This window comes from Methanocaldococcus lauensis, from assembly GCF_902827225.1.
Lineage (GTDB): Archaea > AGJL01 > Methanococci > Methanococcales > Methanocaldococcaceae > Methanocaldococcus > Methanocaldococcus lauensis.
Map to the genome: position 1 here is coordinate 260,158 of NZ_LR792632.1, position 18,150 is coordinate 278,307.

Genomic DNA, 18,150 nt, shown 5'->3' on the forward strand with positions numbered 1-18,150 from the left:
TATGCTGGTGATAAATTTGTATAAAGAAGATTACGATGTTGTTGTTATTGGTGGAGGTCCAATTGGCTGTATAACAGGAGAAAACATAAAAAACTATAAAGTTCTTATTGTTGAGGAGCATCAAAGTATAGGAGTTCCTCTGCAGTGTGCAGGTTTGATAAGCAAAAGAGGAGTTAAGGAATTGGGAAATCCAAAAGGTTGCATTAATAAAGTAAGAGGGGCTTGTGTTTATTCAAAAAATAATATGATAAAAATAGGTAATGAAGAGATTAGAGCCTATGTTTTTGAGAGAAAAGTTATGGACAAAGATATTGCTATAAGAGCGTCAAAAAAATGTGATTTTTTATTAAAAGCTTATGGTGAGATTGAAAAGTGTAAAAATGGTTATTATGTGAAAATAAATCACTTGGGAGAAGAGATAAAATTGCATCCAAAAGTTATAGTTGGAGCTGATGGCTCTAAAAGTTTAACAGGTAAAAAGTTAGGTTTGGTTAATAATAAAAAAAGGGAGATTTTGTCAAGTTGTCAGTTTGAGATGGTTAATGCTAATTGTGATGATGATTTTGTCTATGTTTTTTTGGATAAAAAGTATTCAAAAAATTTTTTTGCCTGGATAATACCTATGGGAAATGATAGAGTTAGAGTTGGATTAGTAGATAAAGGAAACTGCTACAACAAACTTTTAAAATTTATAAATGAAAATGAAGTTGCAAGGGAGATATTGGAGAAAGCAACAATAACTGAATTTTCTACTGGTTCTTTACCAATTGGTTATTTAGATAAAACAGTTAAAGACAATGTTTTGTTAGTTGGAGATGCCGCATGCCATATAAAACCTTTGAGTGGGGGAGGGTTATGTTTTGGAGCAATTGGAGGAAAAATTGCTGGAGAAGTAATAACTAAGTATTTAAATGGAGAGATTGAGGGGTTAGAGCTTTATGACAAACTGTGGAAAGAAAGTTTTGGAAAAGAAATAAAAAGAGGATTACTTCTTAGAAATGTTTTTTTAAAGTTAGAAAATGACACATTAGACAAAATTATAGAAAAATTGGCAAAAAGTGATTTAATAGATTATATAAATAATTATGGAGATATGGACATACAAACTCCTTTGATTATGAAAATTTTTAAATCTTTAAGTTTTGATTTAGGTTTTAGGATTTTAAAGGATTTGTTTTAAATAGAAAAATTAAAATAAAACTTAATAAAATGGGAGAACATGGCTGAATATTATTTTGATATAGAGACGTACTCTCCAAATGATAAGTCAAATCCAGAAACAGATAAAATTATAACGATACAGTATCAAAGGATAGATTTAAGATCTGGAAAACCAAAAGGAAAATTGAAAATACTAAAAGAATGGGAATCTTCAGAGAGGGATATTGTTTTTAAATTTTATAAGAAATTTTTTAGTGAAGATAAAAGTATTTGGGACTTTATTCCAGTAGGATTTAATTTAAATTTTGAATGGGAGTTTTTAATGACAAAATTTAATAAATATCTTGGAGTTAAACTTACAAGTAGAGAAATTTACTATAATAGACCATATATTGATCTAAAACCGATTGTTGTTTTATTAAACAATGGAAAATTTAGAGGAGCGAGTTTGAATAGATTTACAAAAAAGAAATATAATGGAGGATTTATAAAAGAGTGGTATGAAAATAAACAATATGATAAAATTGAGGAATACATAAAAAATGAAACTGAAGCATATATAGAATTTTTATAAAAGATTATAAAGAATATTCACAAAATACTGGATTAATCTCTAAAGTTTAAAAACTTTTTTGATAGTTCTATATTATATTTTTAAATTAAAAATTTTTTTATTTTTTCTTTTTTAATACTAAGGGCACCCGCCACTCTGCGAACCCTCTTTGGGAGCAGGTGGCGAAAAAAGACCCAAAGGCTTCCCAATTACAAAAATAGAAATTGGTGATAGTTGTGGAATTAAATATTGTTCATACAATATGTCCATATTGTGGAATAGGTTGTGGAATTGATTTAATTGTTAAAGATAATAAGGTTGTAGGAACTTATCCATTCAAAAGGCATCCTATAAATGAGGGAAAAGCTTGCATTAAAGGAAATTACTGCTATGAATTTATACATAGCAAAGATAGATTAAAAAAACCATTAATTAAGAAGAATGGAGAGTTTGTTGAAGCTACTTGGAAAGAAGTTTTAGATTTCATTGCAAGTAAGTTAAAGGAATATTCTTCAGATGAGATTGGTTTTATCGCATCTGCAAGATGCACAAATGAAGACAACTATGTTTTCCAAAAGTTTGCAAGAACTGTTTTAAAAACTAACAACATAGATCACTGTGCAAGGCTTTGACACTCAGCAACTGTTAAAGGTTTGGGGGAAGCCTTTGGGTCTGGTGCCATGACCAATTCAATTGAAGATATTGAAGATGCCAACTGTATATTAATAATTGGTTCTAACACCTTTGAACAACACCCATTAATTGCAAGAAAAGTTGTTAGAGCAAAAGAAAAAGGAGCTAAGATAATAGTAGTTGATCCAAGAAAAACGATAACTGCAAAAAATGCTGATTTGTTCCTTCAAATAAATCCTGGAACAAATGTAGCACTTATAAATGGTTTAATGAACGTTATAATTAAAGAGGGGTTAATAGATGAGGAATTTATAAAAAATAGAACAAAAGGATTTGAGGATTTAAAAAAGGTTGTAGAAAAATACACCCCAGAGTATGTTTCAAAAATATGTAATATTTCTCCTGAATTAATTATAAAAGCAGGGAAGATGTATGGAAGTGCTGAGAGATCTTCAATACTTTACTGTATGGGAGTTACTCAATTCACACATGGTGTTGATGCTGTTAAAGCATTATGCAATTTAGCAATGATAACTGGAAATATAGGAAAGAGAGGAACAGGAGTTAATCCACTAAGAGGACAAAACAATGTTCAAGGAGCTTGCGATTTAGGGGCTTTACCTGATGTATTCCCAGGTTATCAAAAAGTAAATATTGCTTATGAAAAATTTGAAGATCTGTGGGGAGTTGAGTTAAATAATGAATCTGGTTTAACCATACCTGAAATGATTGAAAAAGCTGGAAAAGAGATAAAGTGCCTCTATATAATGGGAGAAAATCCTATGGTTTCTGATCCGGATATAAATCATGTAGAAAAAGCATTAAAATCCCTTGACTTCCTAATAGTTCAGGATATATTCTTAACTGAAACTGCTCAACTTGCTGATGTTGTTCTTCCAGCGGCATGCTGGGCGGAGAAAGATGGGACATTCACAAATACAGAGAGAAGAGTCCAAAAAATTAATAAGGCTGTAAATCCACCAGGAGAGGCTTTGGAGGATTGGATAATAATAAAAAAACTTGCTGAAAAAATGGGATATAAAGAGTTGTTTAATTACAATTCTCCAAGAGATGTATTTGAGGAGATTAGAAAAGTAACTCCGCAATATGCAGGAATCACTTATGAGAGATTGGGAGTTGATGGAATACAGTGGCCATGTCCAGATGAAAATCATAAAGGAACTCCTATCTTATATACTGAAAAATTCTTAACTCCAGATGGTTTAGGAAATATATTTCCAGTTGAATACAAAGAACCAGATGAGTTACCAGATAAAGAATATCCATTTTTTTTAACGACTGGAAGAATAATATTCCATTTCCATACAGGAACAATGACAAGGAAATGTGAGCATATAACAAATGAGATAAATGAAGGATTTATTGAAATAAATTTAGAAGATGCTAAAAAATTAGGCATTAAAAATAATGATTTAGTTAAGGTGTCATCAAGAAGAGGTGAAGTTATAGTAAAAGCAAGAATAACTGAAGATATTAAAAAGGGAGTTGTATTTATGCCATTCCATTTTGCAGAAACTCCTGTAAATAAATTAACCAATCCAGCCCTTGATCCAAACTGTAAGATTCCAGAGTTTAAAGTATGTGCTGTAAAAATTGAGAAAATTTAATGACATTATTCCTTAGAATGTAGTTAAAAGAGAAATTTATGAATATATTCCAGAAGTTGATTATAAACAGCTTCTATTCTTTGATTTTTTATGTAAAATCAACTTTTTTAATTACACTCCAATTATTTTCATCAATTATATGCATTTCATTGTTTGAGAAAGTATAGATATAATTGTTAATATACAAAGACCTTAAAACATTTGATTTATGTTTATCATCTTTTACCATTGTTATTCTATCATTTTCAATTTTGAATATATAAGCGTGAGTTTCTACTGGAATTACCATTATATTTTTATCTTCATCCCATAAAAACGCATGATGATTGTAAAGGGCTGGAGACCAATATTCAGGAAGTTTGTATTTATCTAACTCTTTTGGATTACTGTAATTGCTCACATCAAATAAGGATATTTTTATTCTTCCATCATCATCCTTTCCTATGCCTATAAGTTTATTATCCCCTATTGGATGTAAGTATGTTGTATATCCAGGAATTTTCAATTCTCCAAGTAGTTTTGGAGATTTTGGATTTTTCAAATCTATCACAAGTAATGGATCTGTCTCTTTGTATGTAATTACAAATGCCTTATCTCCTAAGAATCTAACTGCATATATTCTCTCTCCTTTTTCAAGATTGGTGAGTTTTCCAACTATATTTAGATTTTTATCGAGAACATATATGTTATTTGTAGTCTTATCTCTGAATTTCCAATAGTTTCCAATTGTTGTAGCCACCCTTAAATAATTATTATGTTCATCCATTGCAAATTGATTTATTAATCTTCCGGGAACGCTTCCACTTTTAACTTCGAATGTATTTATATCTATTTTCATTATTCCAGTTTTTTCCAATTCTTCCCAGTGTTTTTCAAGGTATATTTCATAATCCTTGTTTATTTTATTTATTAAGTTTAATCTTTCTTCACTTGGGAGTGTTTTGAAGTATGCATTCAATATTGTTCTAATTTCAACAAACTTTGCTTCATCTCCAAAGAGTTTATCCTCTAAAATTTTATCAATTAGATTGGCAATATTTTCTGGGAAGTATTTATGAGAATTTTCTTTTAAAAAGTTAAGGAATAGTTTGTTTTCGTTTGGTATTAGATGATATGCAAAGTATATATTATTTTTAGACATATACACTGTTGTATCATAAGTTCCGGATGTGGCAATTACATTATTTATTTTCCCGCTATCTATGTCAATTGATGATATTATATAGGTTCTATCAAAATTATTTAATATAGAGTTTGGAACTATTGGAATGTAATATTTGTTATAGTTTATCTTTACATCGTTCCAAATGATTGGGCAGATTAAATCATTTTTTGATACAATTAAATACAACTTTCCATTATAAACCCTTGAATCCACATAAGAGCCATTTAAATCCATATCCCACTTTAATACTGGATTTTTTGGATTTGAGACATTGTAGTTTAATATTTTGTTATAGTTAATTATTATTAGATTATCTTTGTATAGGTATAGATTTCCTCCTTTTGAAATGTTATTAATAACTTTTGCTGATTCTGGTGGAAGAGCCTTTATTATATATGTTACTCTGTATGAATAGGGATAGTTTAGATTAGATTTTACAATATAACTCCATAATGGTGTGAAATAAATATAATTTCCATCAGTTTTTATTATGTCTGCTTCATCAATTCCTTCTACTTGCACATTGGTTTTTGAATATCTTTCTACAATATTTGAATCTAGAGAAACTCCAAATTTTATATCTTCTATATTTACATTTTGTTTTACATTAGTTGCCGCTACTTTAAAACCACTAAATATATTATAAACTCCATAATAATTATTATTTGTTGATTTTTTAACAAATTCTTTAAATGTTTTTTCATTTGCAGGAACCACCTTGAATTCACGATTTTCCTCTACATTGTTGTTTTTGTTAAATGTGCATCCACAAAAAGCTACAAAACAAATTACAAAAATTAAAAGAAAAATTTTCCATTTCATATTATCACCAAAAAATTATTCAATATTAAAATAGTGTTATATTAAATTATTTATTATTTTCTTTCTAATTTTCTTTTAATTGCTATAAATAAACTACCTAACAAACTCAATGAGATGATTCTTATAACAGGCTCTCAAGAGTATAATGTTTTTAATTGGTGTTTTAGTATTTTATCAGATGTTTGATTTATAGCATCATAATTAATTCCTAACTGGAAAAATGCTCTTAATGTTTGTTCAAGTAATATGTTATAGTATAATATTAAGTTTTTAAAAGGCTCTAATGAAAGGTGAATATAATAATTTGGCTTAATTATGAATTTTATACAATTACTAATTACTGACCCTAAACTAATATTAGACAATAATATTGGGTATACAATAAAAATGAAAATTATCGATATAGAAATTGGTTTTGCTAATGATTCTCCATAATCAGATATAAACCCATATAGGTTGATAATAATTTTCTCTAATAGTCCAGATTTTCCTTTTATTAATTCCATTTCTTTTTTAAATAAATTAGATGCTTCAATATATGTTCTGTTATTTTCAAAAGATATTAAGTTTCTATAATATTCTGCAATTTTCAATTTAATTTTGTTAATCTTATATATAAATATTTCATTTAAAAATTTTATTGCTCTTAAAATATCATTAAAAATTCTTTTCTTCTGTTAAACCAAAAAAATTAAAAATTGTCAATCACATAATATTTATAAAGACTAAGGAATAAATATTTTGTTTATTTAATAATCAGAGAGTGATAGATATGGAAATATTACTACCAGAAATTGAAGAGATAAAGTTAGAAGATGTTCTATTAAAAAGAAGGTCTATTAGAGAATACAGTTCTACTCCATTAACTTTAAAGGAACTATCCCATTTGTTATTTGCCGCATATGGAATAACTGACAGTAGAGGATTTAAAACAGTCCCATCTGCTGGAGCTACATATCCATTAGAAATTTATGTAAATGTTAGGGATGTTGTAAATCTTGAGGAGGGAGTTTATAAGTACATCCCAGAGAAACATTCAATAGTTAGAATTTTAGATGAAGAAGTAGGGCAAAAATTAGCGTTGGCATCATTAAAACAGATGTTTATTGCCGTAGCTCCAATTGTTATAATAATAGCCGCTGATTTTGAAAGAACCACAAGAGTTTATGGAGATAGAGGATTTAGATATGTTTATATGGAAGTGGGACATGTAGCTCAGAATATTTATTTAATGGCTACATCATTAGGATTGGGAACTGTGTCAGTAGGAGCATTTTATGACAGTGAAATAAAAAATATATTGGGCATTGATGAATATCCATTACTATTAATGCCCGTAGGAGTTCCACTTTCAGAGGAATAAAATGTATTTAAAAAAATAGGTGAGAATATGATAGACACTCACATCCATTCAGATACAAGGGGATTAGAGGATTTAGAGTTAATGGCAATGTGCTTAGATGCTGTTATAACATTGGCACATGATCCATTTGAAATGAAAAATGTTAAAGTTTGGGAGGCACATGTTGAAAAAATATTAATCAATGAGTTGGAGAGGGCTAAAAAAGTAGGATTAAATTTATTTATTTGTGTTGGGGTTCATCCAAGAGCTATTCCACCAGAGATAGATGAAGCATTAAATAAAATAAAAAATGAATATGTAAAATATGATAAAGTTGTAGGTATTGGAGAGATTGGTTTAGAAAAAGCCACAAAGGAAGAGAAAGAAGTTTTTATAAAGCAGTTAAAGTTGGCAGAAGAATTAAACATGCCTGCTGTAGTTCATACCCCAAGAAGAAATAAGGAAGAAGTAACTAAAATAATACTGGAGGAAATAGATACTCTAAATCTAAAAAATAAAAATATAGTTATAGAACATTGCAATAAAGAAACAACAAAATGGGTTTTAGATAAAGGGTTTTATGTAGGATTAACTATACAGCCAGGAAAATTAACTCCATTAGAAGCTGTTGAAATAGTTAAAGAATATAAAGATTTTGCAAACAAGATATTGTTAAATAGTGATTGCTCTTCAAATGCATCTGATGTCTTAGCAGTTCCAAGAACTGTTTTAAAAATGAAAATTAACAATATTGAGAAGGAGATTATCACAAATGTAGCTCATAAAAATGCTGTAGAGTTGTTTAAGTTAAATATAGAATAAATAACCATAGAGGGGGCTATGCCCCCTCTATTGGGATACTCCCCCATAAGATTGTATTAGTTTAATAAAAAGAGGCATTGTTTCCTAAAGGAAGCAATGCATCGGGAGTATCCCGAACCATAGGGCTTCGCCCTATTGAGATACTCAAAATTAAACAAAAAAGGCAAATATTCGGGGGTATACCAATAGGGGGCATAGCCCCCTATGGTTGGGATACTTCCCTATAAGATTGTATTTTTATTTTTTTAATAAATATTCGGGTGGAAATAATGAAATTTTATAATCGAGAGGAAGAAGTAAATTTTTTAAAAAATTTATTGTTTATTAGAGCCGAATTCAATATTGTTTGTTTATGGGCCAAAATCTTCTGGCAAAACGACAGTAATGCTTAGGGTTATAGAGGAACTATCTAAAAGGGAGGATATAGTATTTTTCTATTATGATTTAAGGAGATATGCCACTCCTACAAAGGAAGAATTTTTAAAAATATTTTTTGAAAAAGGAGATAAGAAATATCTTTTAAATAAATTTGACTTTAATAATTTATCTTTAAATGATGTTTTTGATAAAATCTATGAAAGTATTGAAACTGTTATAAAAGATGGTAAAAAACCAATTTTAATAATAGATGAATTGCAGAAATTAAAAAACATCTATTTCAATGGAAATGATAATGGAAAATCATTATTAAATGAGTTATTTAATCTATTTGTCCATTTAACAAAGGTTAGACATCTCTGCCACGTTATATGCTTAACCTCTGACACTCTATTCATTGAAGAGATTTATCAAAATTCTACATTTTACCTTATGAAATTGCACAGTTAATAAACAATAAAAAATTACGTTTATCTGTTAAAGAAGCAATAAAACAGTGGATTAATATTGAGAGAAATAAGATTTTGTATTTAATATCTACTCAAAAGGAATTTGAGATTGAAAATTTAGAAAAAGCTTTGAAATTATTTGAAGATAAAATAAAAGTTGATATCAACGATATAATAAAAAACAATCTTATGGATGAGGTTAAATTTTTGATAAAAAATGAAATTTTATTTTATGATGTTATCAATGGTATAATTTATAATTAAACCAACTTCAATAAAAAAATGGTATGCTATAAGAAAAGTTATTTAAGTGGGAGATTATGAAACCGTTCCACTTAGTAGCTGTCCCACACAAAGATATCTTAATATCTTAGAGGGAAGATTAAGAATGGATTTGCTGCTGATTTGTGGGAGGTTTATTAAAATAGGGTGCTGAAGACTACCGAGACCCAGAGTTATTCTTCAAAAAGACATATCTAACCTCTGGACTAAAATCTCTAATAAAAATTGCCTCAAAGATATTGAAAGGAAAAGGAGGAGAGCCAATAATTCAAATACAAACACCATTTGGGGGCGGGAGAACCCATTCGTTAATTGTCCTCTACCACACATTCAAAAACCCAGAGATTGCTAAAAAATATATCCCAGATATAGAACCAATAAAGGCAAAGATTACCATAATTGTTGGAACTGCAATAACTCCAGAGAATGTAGATAATAAAATAACAGGAACTCTATGGGGAGAGATTGAGAAACAGCTTGAAGGAGAAATAAAAACCTTAAACTCACCAATATCTCCAGGAAGTGAGAAGTTAAGGGCATTGTTAAAAAAGCATGAGACTGTTTTAATCTTAATGGATGAGGTTTTAGCATACGTAGTTAAAGCAAGAGGAATAAAAGTTGGAGATATAAACTTAGCCTCTCAAACAATTGCATTCCTTCAAGAACTAACTGAAACAGTTAAATCTCTCAGCAATACCCTCCTTGTCATAACTCTACCAGCAAGTGTCCTTGAATATGCAGATGAAGAGGTTGCAGAAGAACTATTAGCAAAACTCCAAAAGGTTGTTGGAAAAATAGAGAAAATCTACACTCCAGTTTCTGGAGAGGAAATCTATGAAGTTATAAGAAGAAGGTTATTCCAAAGAATTGATGAAGAAGATGTAAAAAACATTGTGGATGAATTTATCGACTATTATGAAAGAGAGGGCATTTTAATAAATAAATCCCAATACAGAGAAAAGATGATAAAAAGCTACCCATTCCATCCATAGTAATAATTATTCTCTTTTCTTTATACTTGCATCAAGTTCATTTAAGGAATAGACATTTAACTCCCCAGTTCTTACAGATTCTATTGCCTTTACAGCCGCTTTTGCCCCGGGAATTGTAGTTATATATGGAATTCCTAAATCAACCGCCGCTCTTCTTATATAATATCCATCAGATTTAGCCTTTTTACCAGAGGAAGTGTTTATTATTAAGTGTATCTTTCCATCTTTCATTAACTTTAAAATGTTGTCATTAGGACTTTCAGAGATTTTCTTAACTAATATTGCTGGAATTCCATTTTCTCTCAAAACCTTAGCAGTTCCTTCTGTTGCATATATTGTAAATCCAAGTTCATGTAATTTTTTAGCAATATCAACAATATGTTTTTTATCTTTATCTCTAACACTAATAAATACATTCCCAACTATTGGCAGCTCCATATTTGCTGATAGTTGAGCTTTATAATACGCTTTACCAAAGTCTTTATCTATTCCAATAGCCTCTCCTGTTGATTTCATCTCTGGTCCTAAGACAGGATCAACTCCTGGCAGTTTTTGGAATGGGAACACTGCCTCTTTAATTGATACATACTTTGGTTTTGCAATCCAAACTTTCTCAGAGACTTCTACAACATTGTTGTAATCTTTAATCAACTCCTCCAACTTTTTCCCAAGCATAACTTTTGTAGCCAACTTAGCCAAAGGAATACCAATAGATTTACTTACATAAGGAACAGTTCTTGAAGCTCTTGGATTAGCCTCTAAAACATAAACAACTCCATCCTTAACTGCATACTGAACATTTAATAATCCTACTATATTTAACTCCCTTGCTAACTTTGCTGTATAATCTATAACTTTATCAATAATTTCCTTAGGTAGTGTTTGAGGAGGAATTACTGTTGCTGAATCCCCACTATGAACTCCTGCCTCTTCAATATGTTCCATTATTGCTCCAATTAAAACACTCTCTCCATCACAAACAGCATCGACATCTAACTCAATAGCATCTTCCAAAAATTTATCAATTAATACAGGATGTTCCTCTGAAACTTTAACAGCCTCTTCCATATATTCTATTAACTCATCCTCACTATAAACAATCTGCATTGCCCTTCCTCCTAAAACATAGGAAGGTCTAACTAAGACAGGATATCCAATTCTTTTAGCTATCTTTAAAGCCTCTTCTTTTGTAAAAGCTGTTCCACCTTCTGCTTGAGGAATTCCTAATTTCTTTAACAATTTAGAAAACTCTTCCCTATCTTCAGCAACGTTTATATTTTCTGGGCTCGTTCCTAATATATTAACACCAGCCTCCTTTAACTTCATAGCTAAGTTTATTGCTGTTTGTCCTCCAAATTGGACAATAACTCCTAAAAACTCTCCTCTCTCTTTTTCTTTTTCAACTATATTTAGAACATCTTCAAAAGTTATTGGCTCAAAATAGAGTTTATCTGATGTATCATAATCTGTTGAAACAGTCTCTGGGTTGTTGTTTATAATTATTGCCTCAATTCCCATTTCTTTCAATGCTAAGACTGCATGAACACTTGAATAGTCAAACTCAATTCCCTGACCAATTCTTATTGGACCAGAACCTAAAATAATAGCCTTTTTTCTGTCTGAGGGATTACTTTCATCCTGTTCTTTATATACATAAGTTTCATATGCAGAGTAGTAATAAGGAGTTTTAGCCTCAAACTCTGCGGCACAGGTATCTACCATTTTATATACTGGAACTATTCCAAGTTTCTTTCTCAACTCTCTAATGTCTTTTTCATCTAATCCTAACAAATGAGATATCTGTTTATCAGAAAATCCTAATTTTTTTGCCTTTAATAAAATTTCTTTCAATTTATTCTTTTTATCCATAGAACCACCATATTTAAAAATTCTCTTTAAGTTTTTCTAACTCATTTTTCATATCAACAATATTCTTAATCTTTCTAATGAAAAATTCGTCAATATTTGTTAATTCACAGATTTTTTCAACGCTCCAACCTTTCTCTAATGCCTTTGCTATAACAAAAATCCTCTCATCAGTTGGATTTTTCAAAATATCTTCAATTTCTTCCTCACTGTAATCCTTATCCTTTCCATCTCCAATTAATCCCAATCTTCCGATATCTAAACTTCTAATAGCCTTTTGTAAAGCTTCTTCAAAAGATCTACCTATTGCCATCACTTCCCCAGTAGATTTCATACTCGTTCCTAATCTCTTATCTACAGTTTTAAACTTATCAAATGGCCATCTTGGTATTTTCACAACTACATAATCCAATGTAGGCTCAAAGCTTGCTGGTGTCTCTTTAGTAACATCATTTAATATTTCATCCAATGTTTTTCCAATTGCTATTTTAGCGGCAATTCTTGCTATTGGATAACCAGTAGCCTTACTTGCTAAAGCTGAACTTCTTGAAACTCTTGGATTAACTTCAATAACTCTATACTCAGTCATTTCCTTATTTACAGCAAACTGTATATTACAACCTCCTTCAACTCCCAAGTGTCTTATAATTTTTATAGCCGCATTCCTTAATTTTTGATAAAACTCATCTGGTAATGTCTGTATTGGAGAGACAACAATACTCTCTCCTGTATGTATTCCCATTGGATCTATATTTTCCATACCACAAACAATAATACATGTATCTTTTCTATCTCTCATAACCTCTAACTCAAATTCTTTCCAACCTAAAACACTCTCATCGATTAAAACTTGGTTAATTATAGAATATTTTAAACCTTTTGATGTAATATCTATTAACTCCTCCTCATTGTGGGCTATTCCTCCACCAGTTCCTCCTAATGTAAATGCAGGTCTAACAATAACTGGATAACCAATTTCTTCAGCAAATTTTAATGCCTCATCAACTGAATTAACTGCCTTACACTTTGTAACTGGCTCGTTAATTTCAGCCATTGCCTTAGCAAAAAGCTCTCTATCTTCTGCTATTTCAATCGTTCTTATATTTGAACCTAATAATTTTATTCCGTATTTGTCTAAAATTCCTCTTCTATGTAACTCCAAAGCCAAATTAAGCCCAGTCTGTCCTCCCATTGTTGGTAAAATAGCGTCTGGTCTCTCTTTTTCAATAATCTTTTCAACTATTTTTGGATGTAATGGCTCTAAATAAACTTTATCAGCCATTTCAATATCTGTTTGTATTGTTGCGGGATTTGAATTAACTAAAATAGTATAAATTCCCTCTTCTTTCAAAGCTTTACAAGCCTGAGAACCAGAAAAATCGAACTCTGCTGCCTGTCCAATAACTATTGGTCCAGAACCAAAAACCATAACTTTATTAATACTCTCCATCAATATTCACCACACTTATTAAACCTAATTAAAATATATAAACTTCAAATAAGAGTATCCTTTTCATAATAATCAGTTAAGGTTTTTAAAGTTAATGGTGATGAATATGGAAAATGTGAAAAAAAAGATTTTAGCAATTGCATTAAAAAACGCTATAGATCACAATGGTAAAGCTAATCCTAAGGCAGTTTTGGGTAGATTTTTGGCAGAAAATCCAGAATATAGAAAAAAAGCTAAGGAAGTTTCACAAGTTGTAGAAAAAGTTGTCAAAGAAATAGAAAATTTATCTATAGATGATCTGAAAAAAATGCTAAAGGATTTGGGAGTAAATGTTGAAGAAAAAGGTAAGAAGGAGAAGGACTTAGAGTTACCAAATGTAAAAGATAAGGTTGTTATGAGATTTGCACCAAATCCTTCTGGGCCTTTACACATAGGACACGCAAGAGCGGCAGTTCTAAACGATTACTTTGTCAAAAAGTATGGAGGAAAATTAATTTTGAGATTAGAAGATACTGATCCAAAAAGAGTTTTACCTGAAGCTTATGATATGATTAAGGAAGATTTGGATTGGTTGGGAGTTAAAGTTGATGAAATTGTAATACAATCAGACAGAATGGAAATTTATTACGAATATGGAAAAAAATTAATAGAAATGGGATATGCCTATGTTTGTGAATGTGAGCCAGAAGAATTTAGAAAATTGAGAAATAAAGGAATTCCTTGTAAATGTAGGGAGAGGAGTGTTGAGGAAAATTTAGACCTTTGGGAAAAAATGCTTAATGGAAAAATAGAAAATGTTGCTGTTAGGTTAAAAACAGATATAAGGCATAAAAATCCATCAATTAGAGATTTTCCAATATTTAGAATTGAAAAGACCCCTCACCCAAGAACTGAAGATAAATATGTTGTTTATCCATTAATGAACTTCTCAGTGCCTATTGATGATTACTTGTTAGGAATGACACATGTTTTAAGAGGAAAGGATCATATTGTAAATACTGAAAAGCAATCTTATATATATAAATACTTCAATTGGAAGATGCCAGAATTTATACATTATGGAATTTTAAAAATAGAAGATACAGTTTTAAGCACATCATCAATTTATAAAGGAATTAAAGAAGGGCTTTATAGTGGATGGGATGATGTTAGATTGGGAACTTTAAGAGCTTTAAGAAGGAGAGGAATTAAAGCGGAGGCGATATATGAGATAATGAAAAGAATTGGTATTAAGCAGGCAGATGTTAAATTTTCGTGGGAGAATTTATATGCAATAAATAAAGAATTAATTGATAAAGATGCAAGAAGATTTTTCTTCGTTTGGAATCCTAAAAAACTCGTTATTGAAAATGCTAAAAAGAGAATTTTAAATCTTAGAATGCATCCTGACAGACCAGAGTTTGGTAAAAGAGAACTAATATTTGATGGAGAAGTTTATGTAGTTGGAGATGAGATTGAAGAGGGTAAGATGTATAGATTAATGGAACTCTTCAATATAGTCGTTGAAAAAATTAATGATATAATTAAAGCAAAATATCACTCAGATGACTTCAAAATAGCAAGAAAAAATAAGGCTAAAATTATACATTGGATTCCTATAAAAGATAGTCTAAAAGTTAAGGTTTTAATGCCTACTGGTGAAATAAAAGAGGGCTTTGCTGAAAAAGATTTTAAAATAGTTAATGTAGATGATATTGTTCAATTTGAAAGATTTGGATTTGTTAGAGTTGATAAAAAAGATGATGAAATTATTTGTTGTTATGCTCACAGATAAAAATTATTTATTAAATCCCATCCTTTTATATTAAAAAATTAAATAAAAAAAGAAAAGTTAAAGGATTTAGAGGTTTTTAATTAAGTACTCTGCAGCTTCTCTTGTCTTATCTCTGTCTCCACCAGCAACTACAACAACATCGTATCCGTTTGCTGCACCTTTGACAATTTCGATAACTGGTCCTGATGTGTTGTTAATTGGAACTGGTAACTTACCACTATCTTGGAGTTCTTTTGTTAATTTGTTTGCAACTGGTCCTCCAACTAAGACTAAGTTCTTGTCTGCTGTGTCTAAGCTAACTTCAGTATCTAATTTTGCGATTGGTGCGGTTAATGCACATGGTTCAACTGCTAATGCTTTAATACCTTTTAATTTAACATCTGCATTTAATGCTGATACTGTTTCTCCAATATTTAAAGTAGTTTCAACACTTTTATCCATTGAGAAGTATGCATATAGCTTGTCATTTTTGTCTTTATCGTCTAATTTGAATGTTACATAATCTGCAATATCTAGCTCATCTCCACTATCTAAATTGTCTAATTTATCTCCTTCATATCTTAAAGCAATACCTGTTACATTGTCATTATTACTTATACTCTTTTCTAATGTAAGCCCATTACTTCCTTTTACAACTGCATAAATTTTCCAATCAGGTATGTATTCTTTTCCAAGATCTAATTCTTTAACATCTCTTGCAATTAATAATTCAGCATATCCATAATGTTCTCCAATATCCATCCAAGCACTGTGTACTACAACACCTACCTTATCTCCATATATAACCTTCATTGATGTTGTATTTGTTATAGTATCAGATTTTGTAGCAACAACTTTTCCATCTTTTAATATGTCAATAGTTACCTTGTATTCTCCCTCTTTTGTGGATTTTAATACTGAATCTACTTTAACTTCATAACCATTTCCTACATTGTATGTATCTCCCTCTTTTAAAACACCATCATATACTGGGGTACCAAGATATATAGTGTCCTCATCAGCGTCAATGTCAATTACTGCCTGTTCTTGACCTAAAAATGGTATTCTCATACCTCTATCTAATGGGATAGTATTAGTAAAGTTACTTTCGTCATCTTTGTATGCTAATGACATATAAATAGCACTTTTTTTCTCTATAGTTAATTCATCAGTACTATCATTCTTTAATGCTACAGCAACAAGTTCTCCTGCGTCATCATCACTACCATACCAATCTGATGGGTCAATATCTTCAATTTTTAACATTGTGGAAACATCTCCCAAGCTAACGACTTTATTTACATCGGTTCCTAAACCATTTAAGTTTAACATATTTACGGTAAGGTTACCTGCATCAGCAAGAGTTTCATTAATGTCATCGGAATAGTCACTATCTGAAGCAGCAACAAATACTGTATAGTTGTTTTGAGGAATATTATTTCCTGACTTTAGTATGTTGTAATCATCTGAATTAGCTTCAGCGTGAATCTTTAAGTCAGCACTACCATCTTCGACAGTACCCTCTTTGTAGCATAATGAACCTATTTTTGCAGCGATGTCTGCTGCTGAAACTACATCCATTGTTGATGGAGCGTTAGCTCCAACAACAACATAACAGTTTGGCTGTCCATCCTTAACTACAATATCTTTTATATCTTTTATATCTCCACCAACAACATTTACATCTGCAGCTACTCCACTTGCTAATGCAGTAGCTACCATTGCTCCTCCAACTGCAATTGCCCCTATTTTCTTTAAACTCATTGCCATATCTTATCACCTAAATTTTTTATAGTTGTTTTACTTTACGGATTATAACTTTAGGTGAACTAATATATATACCTTACGATATGAAACGGTTATAACGATTGTTTCATACTTTAAAATTTAGTTTATCTTTTTATATTTTATTTTGACTATAAAATTATTTTTAGATTGTTAAATAAAAAGGTTGTAAATGTTTGCAACTTTTTAAAAAGAATAAAAATTTATATAGATAAATATGAATATTTAATAGAAATTTATAAAAAAACTTGTAAGAAATAGTTCTAAAAACAATAATAAATTTGTGATAAAAATGAAGATAGCAATAACTGGAAAAGGTGGAGTAGGAAAAACATTTATTGCTTCAACTTTAATGAGATTATTTGAAAAAAAAGGTTTTAAAGTTATTGGAGTCGATTGTGACCCTAATCCTACATTAGCATTATCTTTTGGAATTGAAGATACCCTTATACCCTTATCAAAAAGGCATGATATAATAGAAGAAAGAACTGGGGCAAAGCCTGGAACTTATGGAAGTATTTTTAAATTAAATCCAAAAGTGGATGATTTAATCGATAAAGTTGGATATAAGATAGGAAATATCACTATATTAGTTATGGGAACTATAGAGGAGGGAGGGGAGGGTTGTGTATGTCCTGCGTCTGTTTTGTTGAGGAGATTACTTAGGCATTTAATAGTAAAAAGAGATGAAGTAGTTATATTAGATATGGAGGCTGGAATAGAACATTTTGGAAGGAAAACCATTGAAGATGTAGATTTAATGCTAATTGTTATTGAACCAACTAAAAAGTCATTAATAACTGCTAAAAGAATGAAAAAATTGGCTAATGATTTAGGAATAAAAAATATTAAAGTTATTATCAATAAAGTTAGGAATGAAGATAAAGAATTATTAAAAAATATTGTTGAGAAAGAACTTGGTTTAGAGATTTTAGGATTTGTTCCTTATGATGAAAATGTTATTGAAGGTGAGTTTTTAGGAAAACCAATTAATTTAGATTCTAAATCTACAAAAGAAATAGAAAAAATATTTAATCGTATTTTAGAGTTGAAGAAAAATATTTAACTT

At 30.0% G+C, this 18,150-nt stretch carries 13 protein-coding genes and 1 pseudogene; 9 read left to right on the plus strand and 5 right to left on the minus strand.

Annotation, left to right across the window (positions count from 1 at the left end; all coding sequences use genetic code 11):
• Window positions 1-16: 16 nt before the first annotated feature.
• The 3 genes from KMP69_RS01520 to fdhF all read left to right on the plus strand — a co-directional run bounded on the left by KMP69_RS01520 (window position 17) and on the right by fdhF (window position 3,975).
• Window positions 17-1,180, plus strand: a complete 1,164-nt coding sequence (locus KMP69_RS01520; RefSeq protein ID WP_214400214.1) for a geranylgeranyl reductase family protein — start codon at window positions 17-19, stop codon at window positions 1,178-1,180.
• 39 nt (window positions 1,181-1,219) lie between these two features.
• Window positions 1,220-1,735, plus strand: coding sequence for a 3'-5' exonuclease family protein (locus KMP69_RS01525; RefSeq protein ID WP_214400215.1), 516 nt, complete (start codon window positions 1,220-1,222; stop codon window positions 1,733-1,735).
• A gap of 215 nt (window positions 1,736-1,950) precedes the next feature.
• Complete coding sequence (fdhF, locus tag KMP69_RS01530; RefSeq protein ID WP_214400216.1) at window positions 1,951-3,975, plus strand: formate dehydrogenase subunit alpha; 2,025 nt, start codon at window positions 1,951-1,953, stop codon at window positions 3,973-3,975.
• An 88-nt stretch (window positions 3,976-4,063) separates the two neighbouring features.
• On the opposite strand, the gene KMP69_RS01535 is transcribed toward fdhF, so the two are convergent.
• On the minus strand, window positions 4,064-5,962 hold the full coding sequence (locus KMP69_RS01535) for a beta-propeller domain-containing protein (RefSeq protein WP_214400217.1): 1,899 nt from the start codon (window positions 5,960-5,962) through the stop codon (window positions 4,064-4,066).
• Between the two features lie 134 nt (window positions 5,963-6,096).
• On the minus strand, window positions 6,097-6,555 hold the full coding sequence (locus KMP69_RS01540) for a hypothetical protein (protein WP_214400218.1): 459 nt from the start codon (window positions 6,553-6,555) through the stop codon (window positions 6,097-6,099).
• Window positions 6,556-6,734: 179 nt separating this feature from the next.
• On the opposite strand from KMP69_RS01540, the gene KMP69_RS01545 reads away from it, so the two are divergent.
• The 4 genes and pseudogenes from KMP69_RS01545 to KMP69_RS01560 all read left to right on the plus strand — a co-directional run bounded on the left by KMP69_RS01545 (window position 6,735) and on the right by KMP69_RS01560 (window position 10,227).
• Complete coding sequence (locus KMP69_RS01545) at window positions 6,735-7,325, plus strand: SagB/ThcOx family dehydrogenase (RefSeq protein WP_214400219.1); 591 nt, start codon at window positions 6,735-6,737, stop codon at window positions 7,323-7,325.
• Window positions 7,326-7,352: 27 nt separating this feature from the next.
• Window positions 7,353-8,126 carry a TatD family hydrolase gene (locus KMP69_RS01550; RefSeq protein ID WP_214400220.1) on the plus strand — a complete coding sequence of 258 codons (774 nt, stop codon included), beginning with the start codon at window positions 7,353-7,355 and terminating at the stop codon, window positions 8,124-8,126.
• A 269-nt stretch (window positions 8,127-8,395) separates the two neighbouring features.
• Window positions 8,396-9,263, plus strand: a pseudogene (locus tag KMP69_RS01555) (ATP-binding protein).
• Window positions 9,264-9,474: 211 nt separating this feature from the next.
• The gene (locus KMP69_RS01560) at window positions 9,475-10,227 is read left to right on the plus strand and encodes a DUF499 domain-containing protein (RefSeq protein WP_214400221.1); all 753 of its coding nucleotides are present in this window, start codon (window positions 9,475-9,477) and stop codon (window positions 10,225-10,227) included.
• Between the two features lie 6 nt (window positions 10,228-10,233).
• Here KMP69_RS01560 and carB (KMP69_RS01565) read toward each other — a convergent pair whose 3' ends face one another.
• On the minus strand, window positions 10,234-12,096 hold the full coding sequence (carB, locus tag KMP69_RS01565; protein WP_214400222.1) for a carbamoyl-phosphate synthase large subunit: 1,863 nt from the start codon (window positions 12,094-12,096) through the stop codon (window positions 10,234-10,236).
• A gap of 13 nt (window positions 12,097-12,109) precedes the next feature.
• Window positions 12,110-13,543, minus strand: a complete 1,434-nt coding sequence (gene carB / locus KMP69_RS01570) for a carbamoyl-phosphate synthase large subunit (RefSeq protein ID WP_214400223.1) — start codon at window positions 13,541-13,543, stop codon at window positions 12,110-12,112.
• A 115-nt stretch (window positions 13,544-13,658) separates the two neighbouring features.
• On the opposite strand from carB (KMP69_RS01570), the gene gltX reads away from it, so the two are divergent.
• Window positions 13,659-15,317, plus strand: a complete 1,659-nt coding sequence (gltX, locus tag KMP69_RS01575; protein ID WP_214400718.1) for a glutamate--tRNA ligase — start codon at window positions 13,659-13,661, stop codon at window positions 15,315-15,317.
• A gap of 66 nt (window positions 15,318-15,383) precedes the next feature.
• Here the strand turns inward: gltX and KMP69_RS01580 are convergent, their stop codons facing one another.
• On the minus strand, window positions 15,384-17,066 hold the full coding sequence (locus tag KMP69_RS01580; RefSeq protein ID WP_214400224.1) for an S-layer protein: 1,683 nt from the start codon (window positions 17,064-17,066) through the stop codon (window positions 15,384-15,386).
• A 307-nt stretch (window positions 17,067-17,373) separates the two neighbouring features.
• On the opposite strand from KMP69_RS01580, the gene KMP69_RS01585 reads away from it, so the two are divergent.
• A complete protein-coding gene (locus KMP69_RS01585; protein WP_214400225.1) occupies window positions 17,374-18,147 on the plus strand; it encodes an ATP-binding protein in 774 nt (257 codons plus the stop codon).
• The last annotated feature ends 3 nt before the right edge of the window (window positions 18,148-18,150 follow it).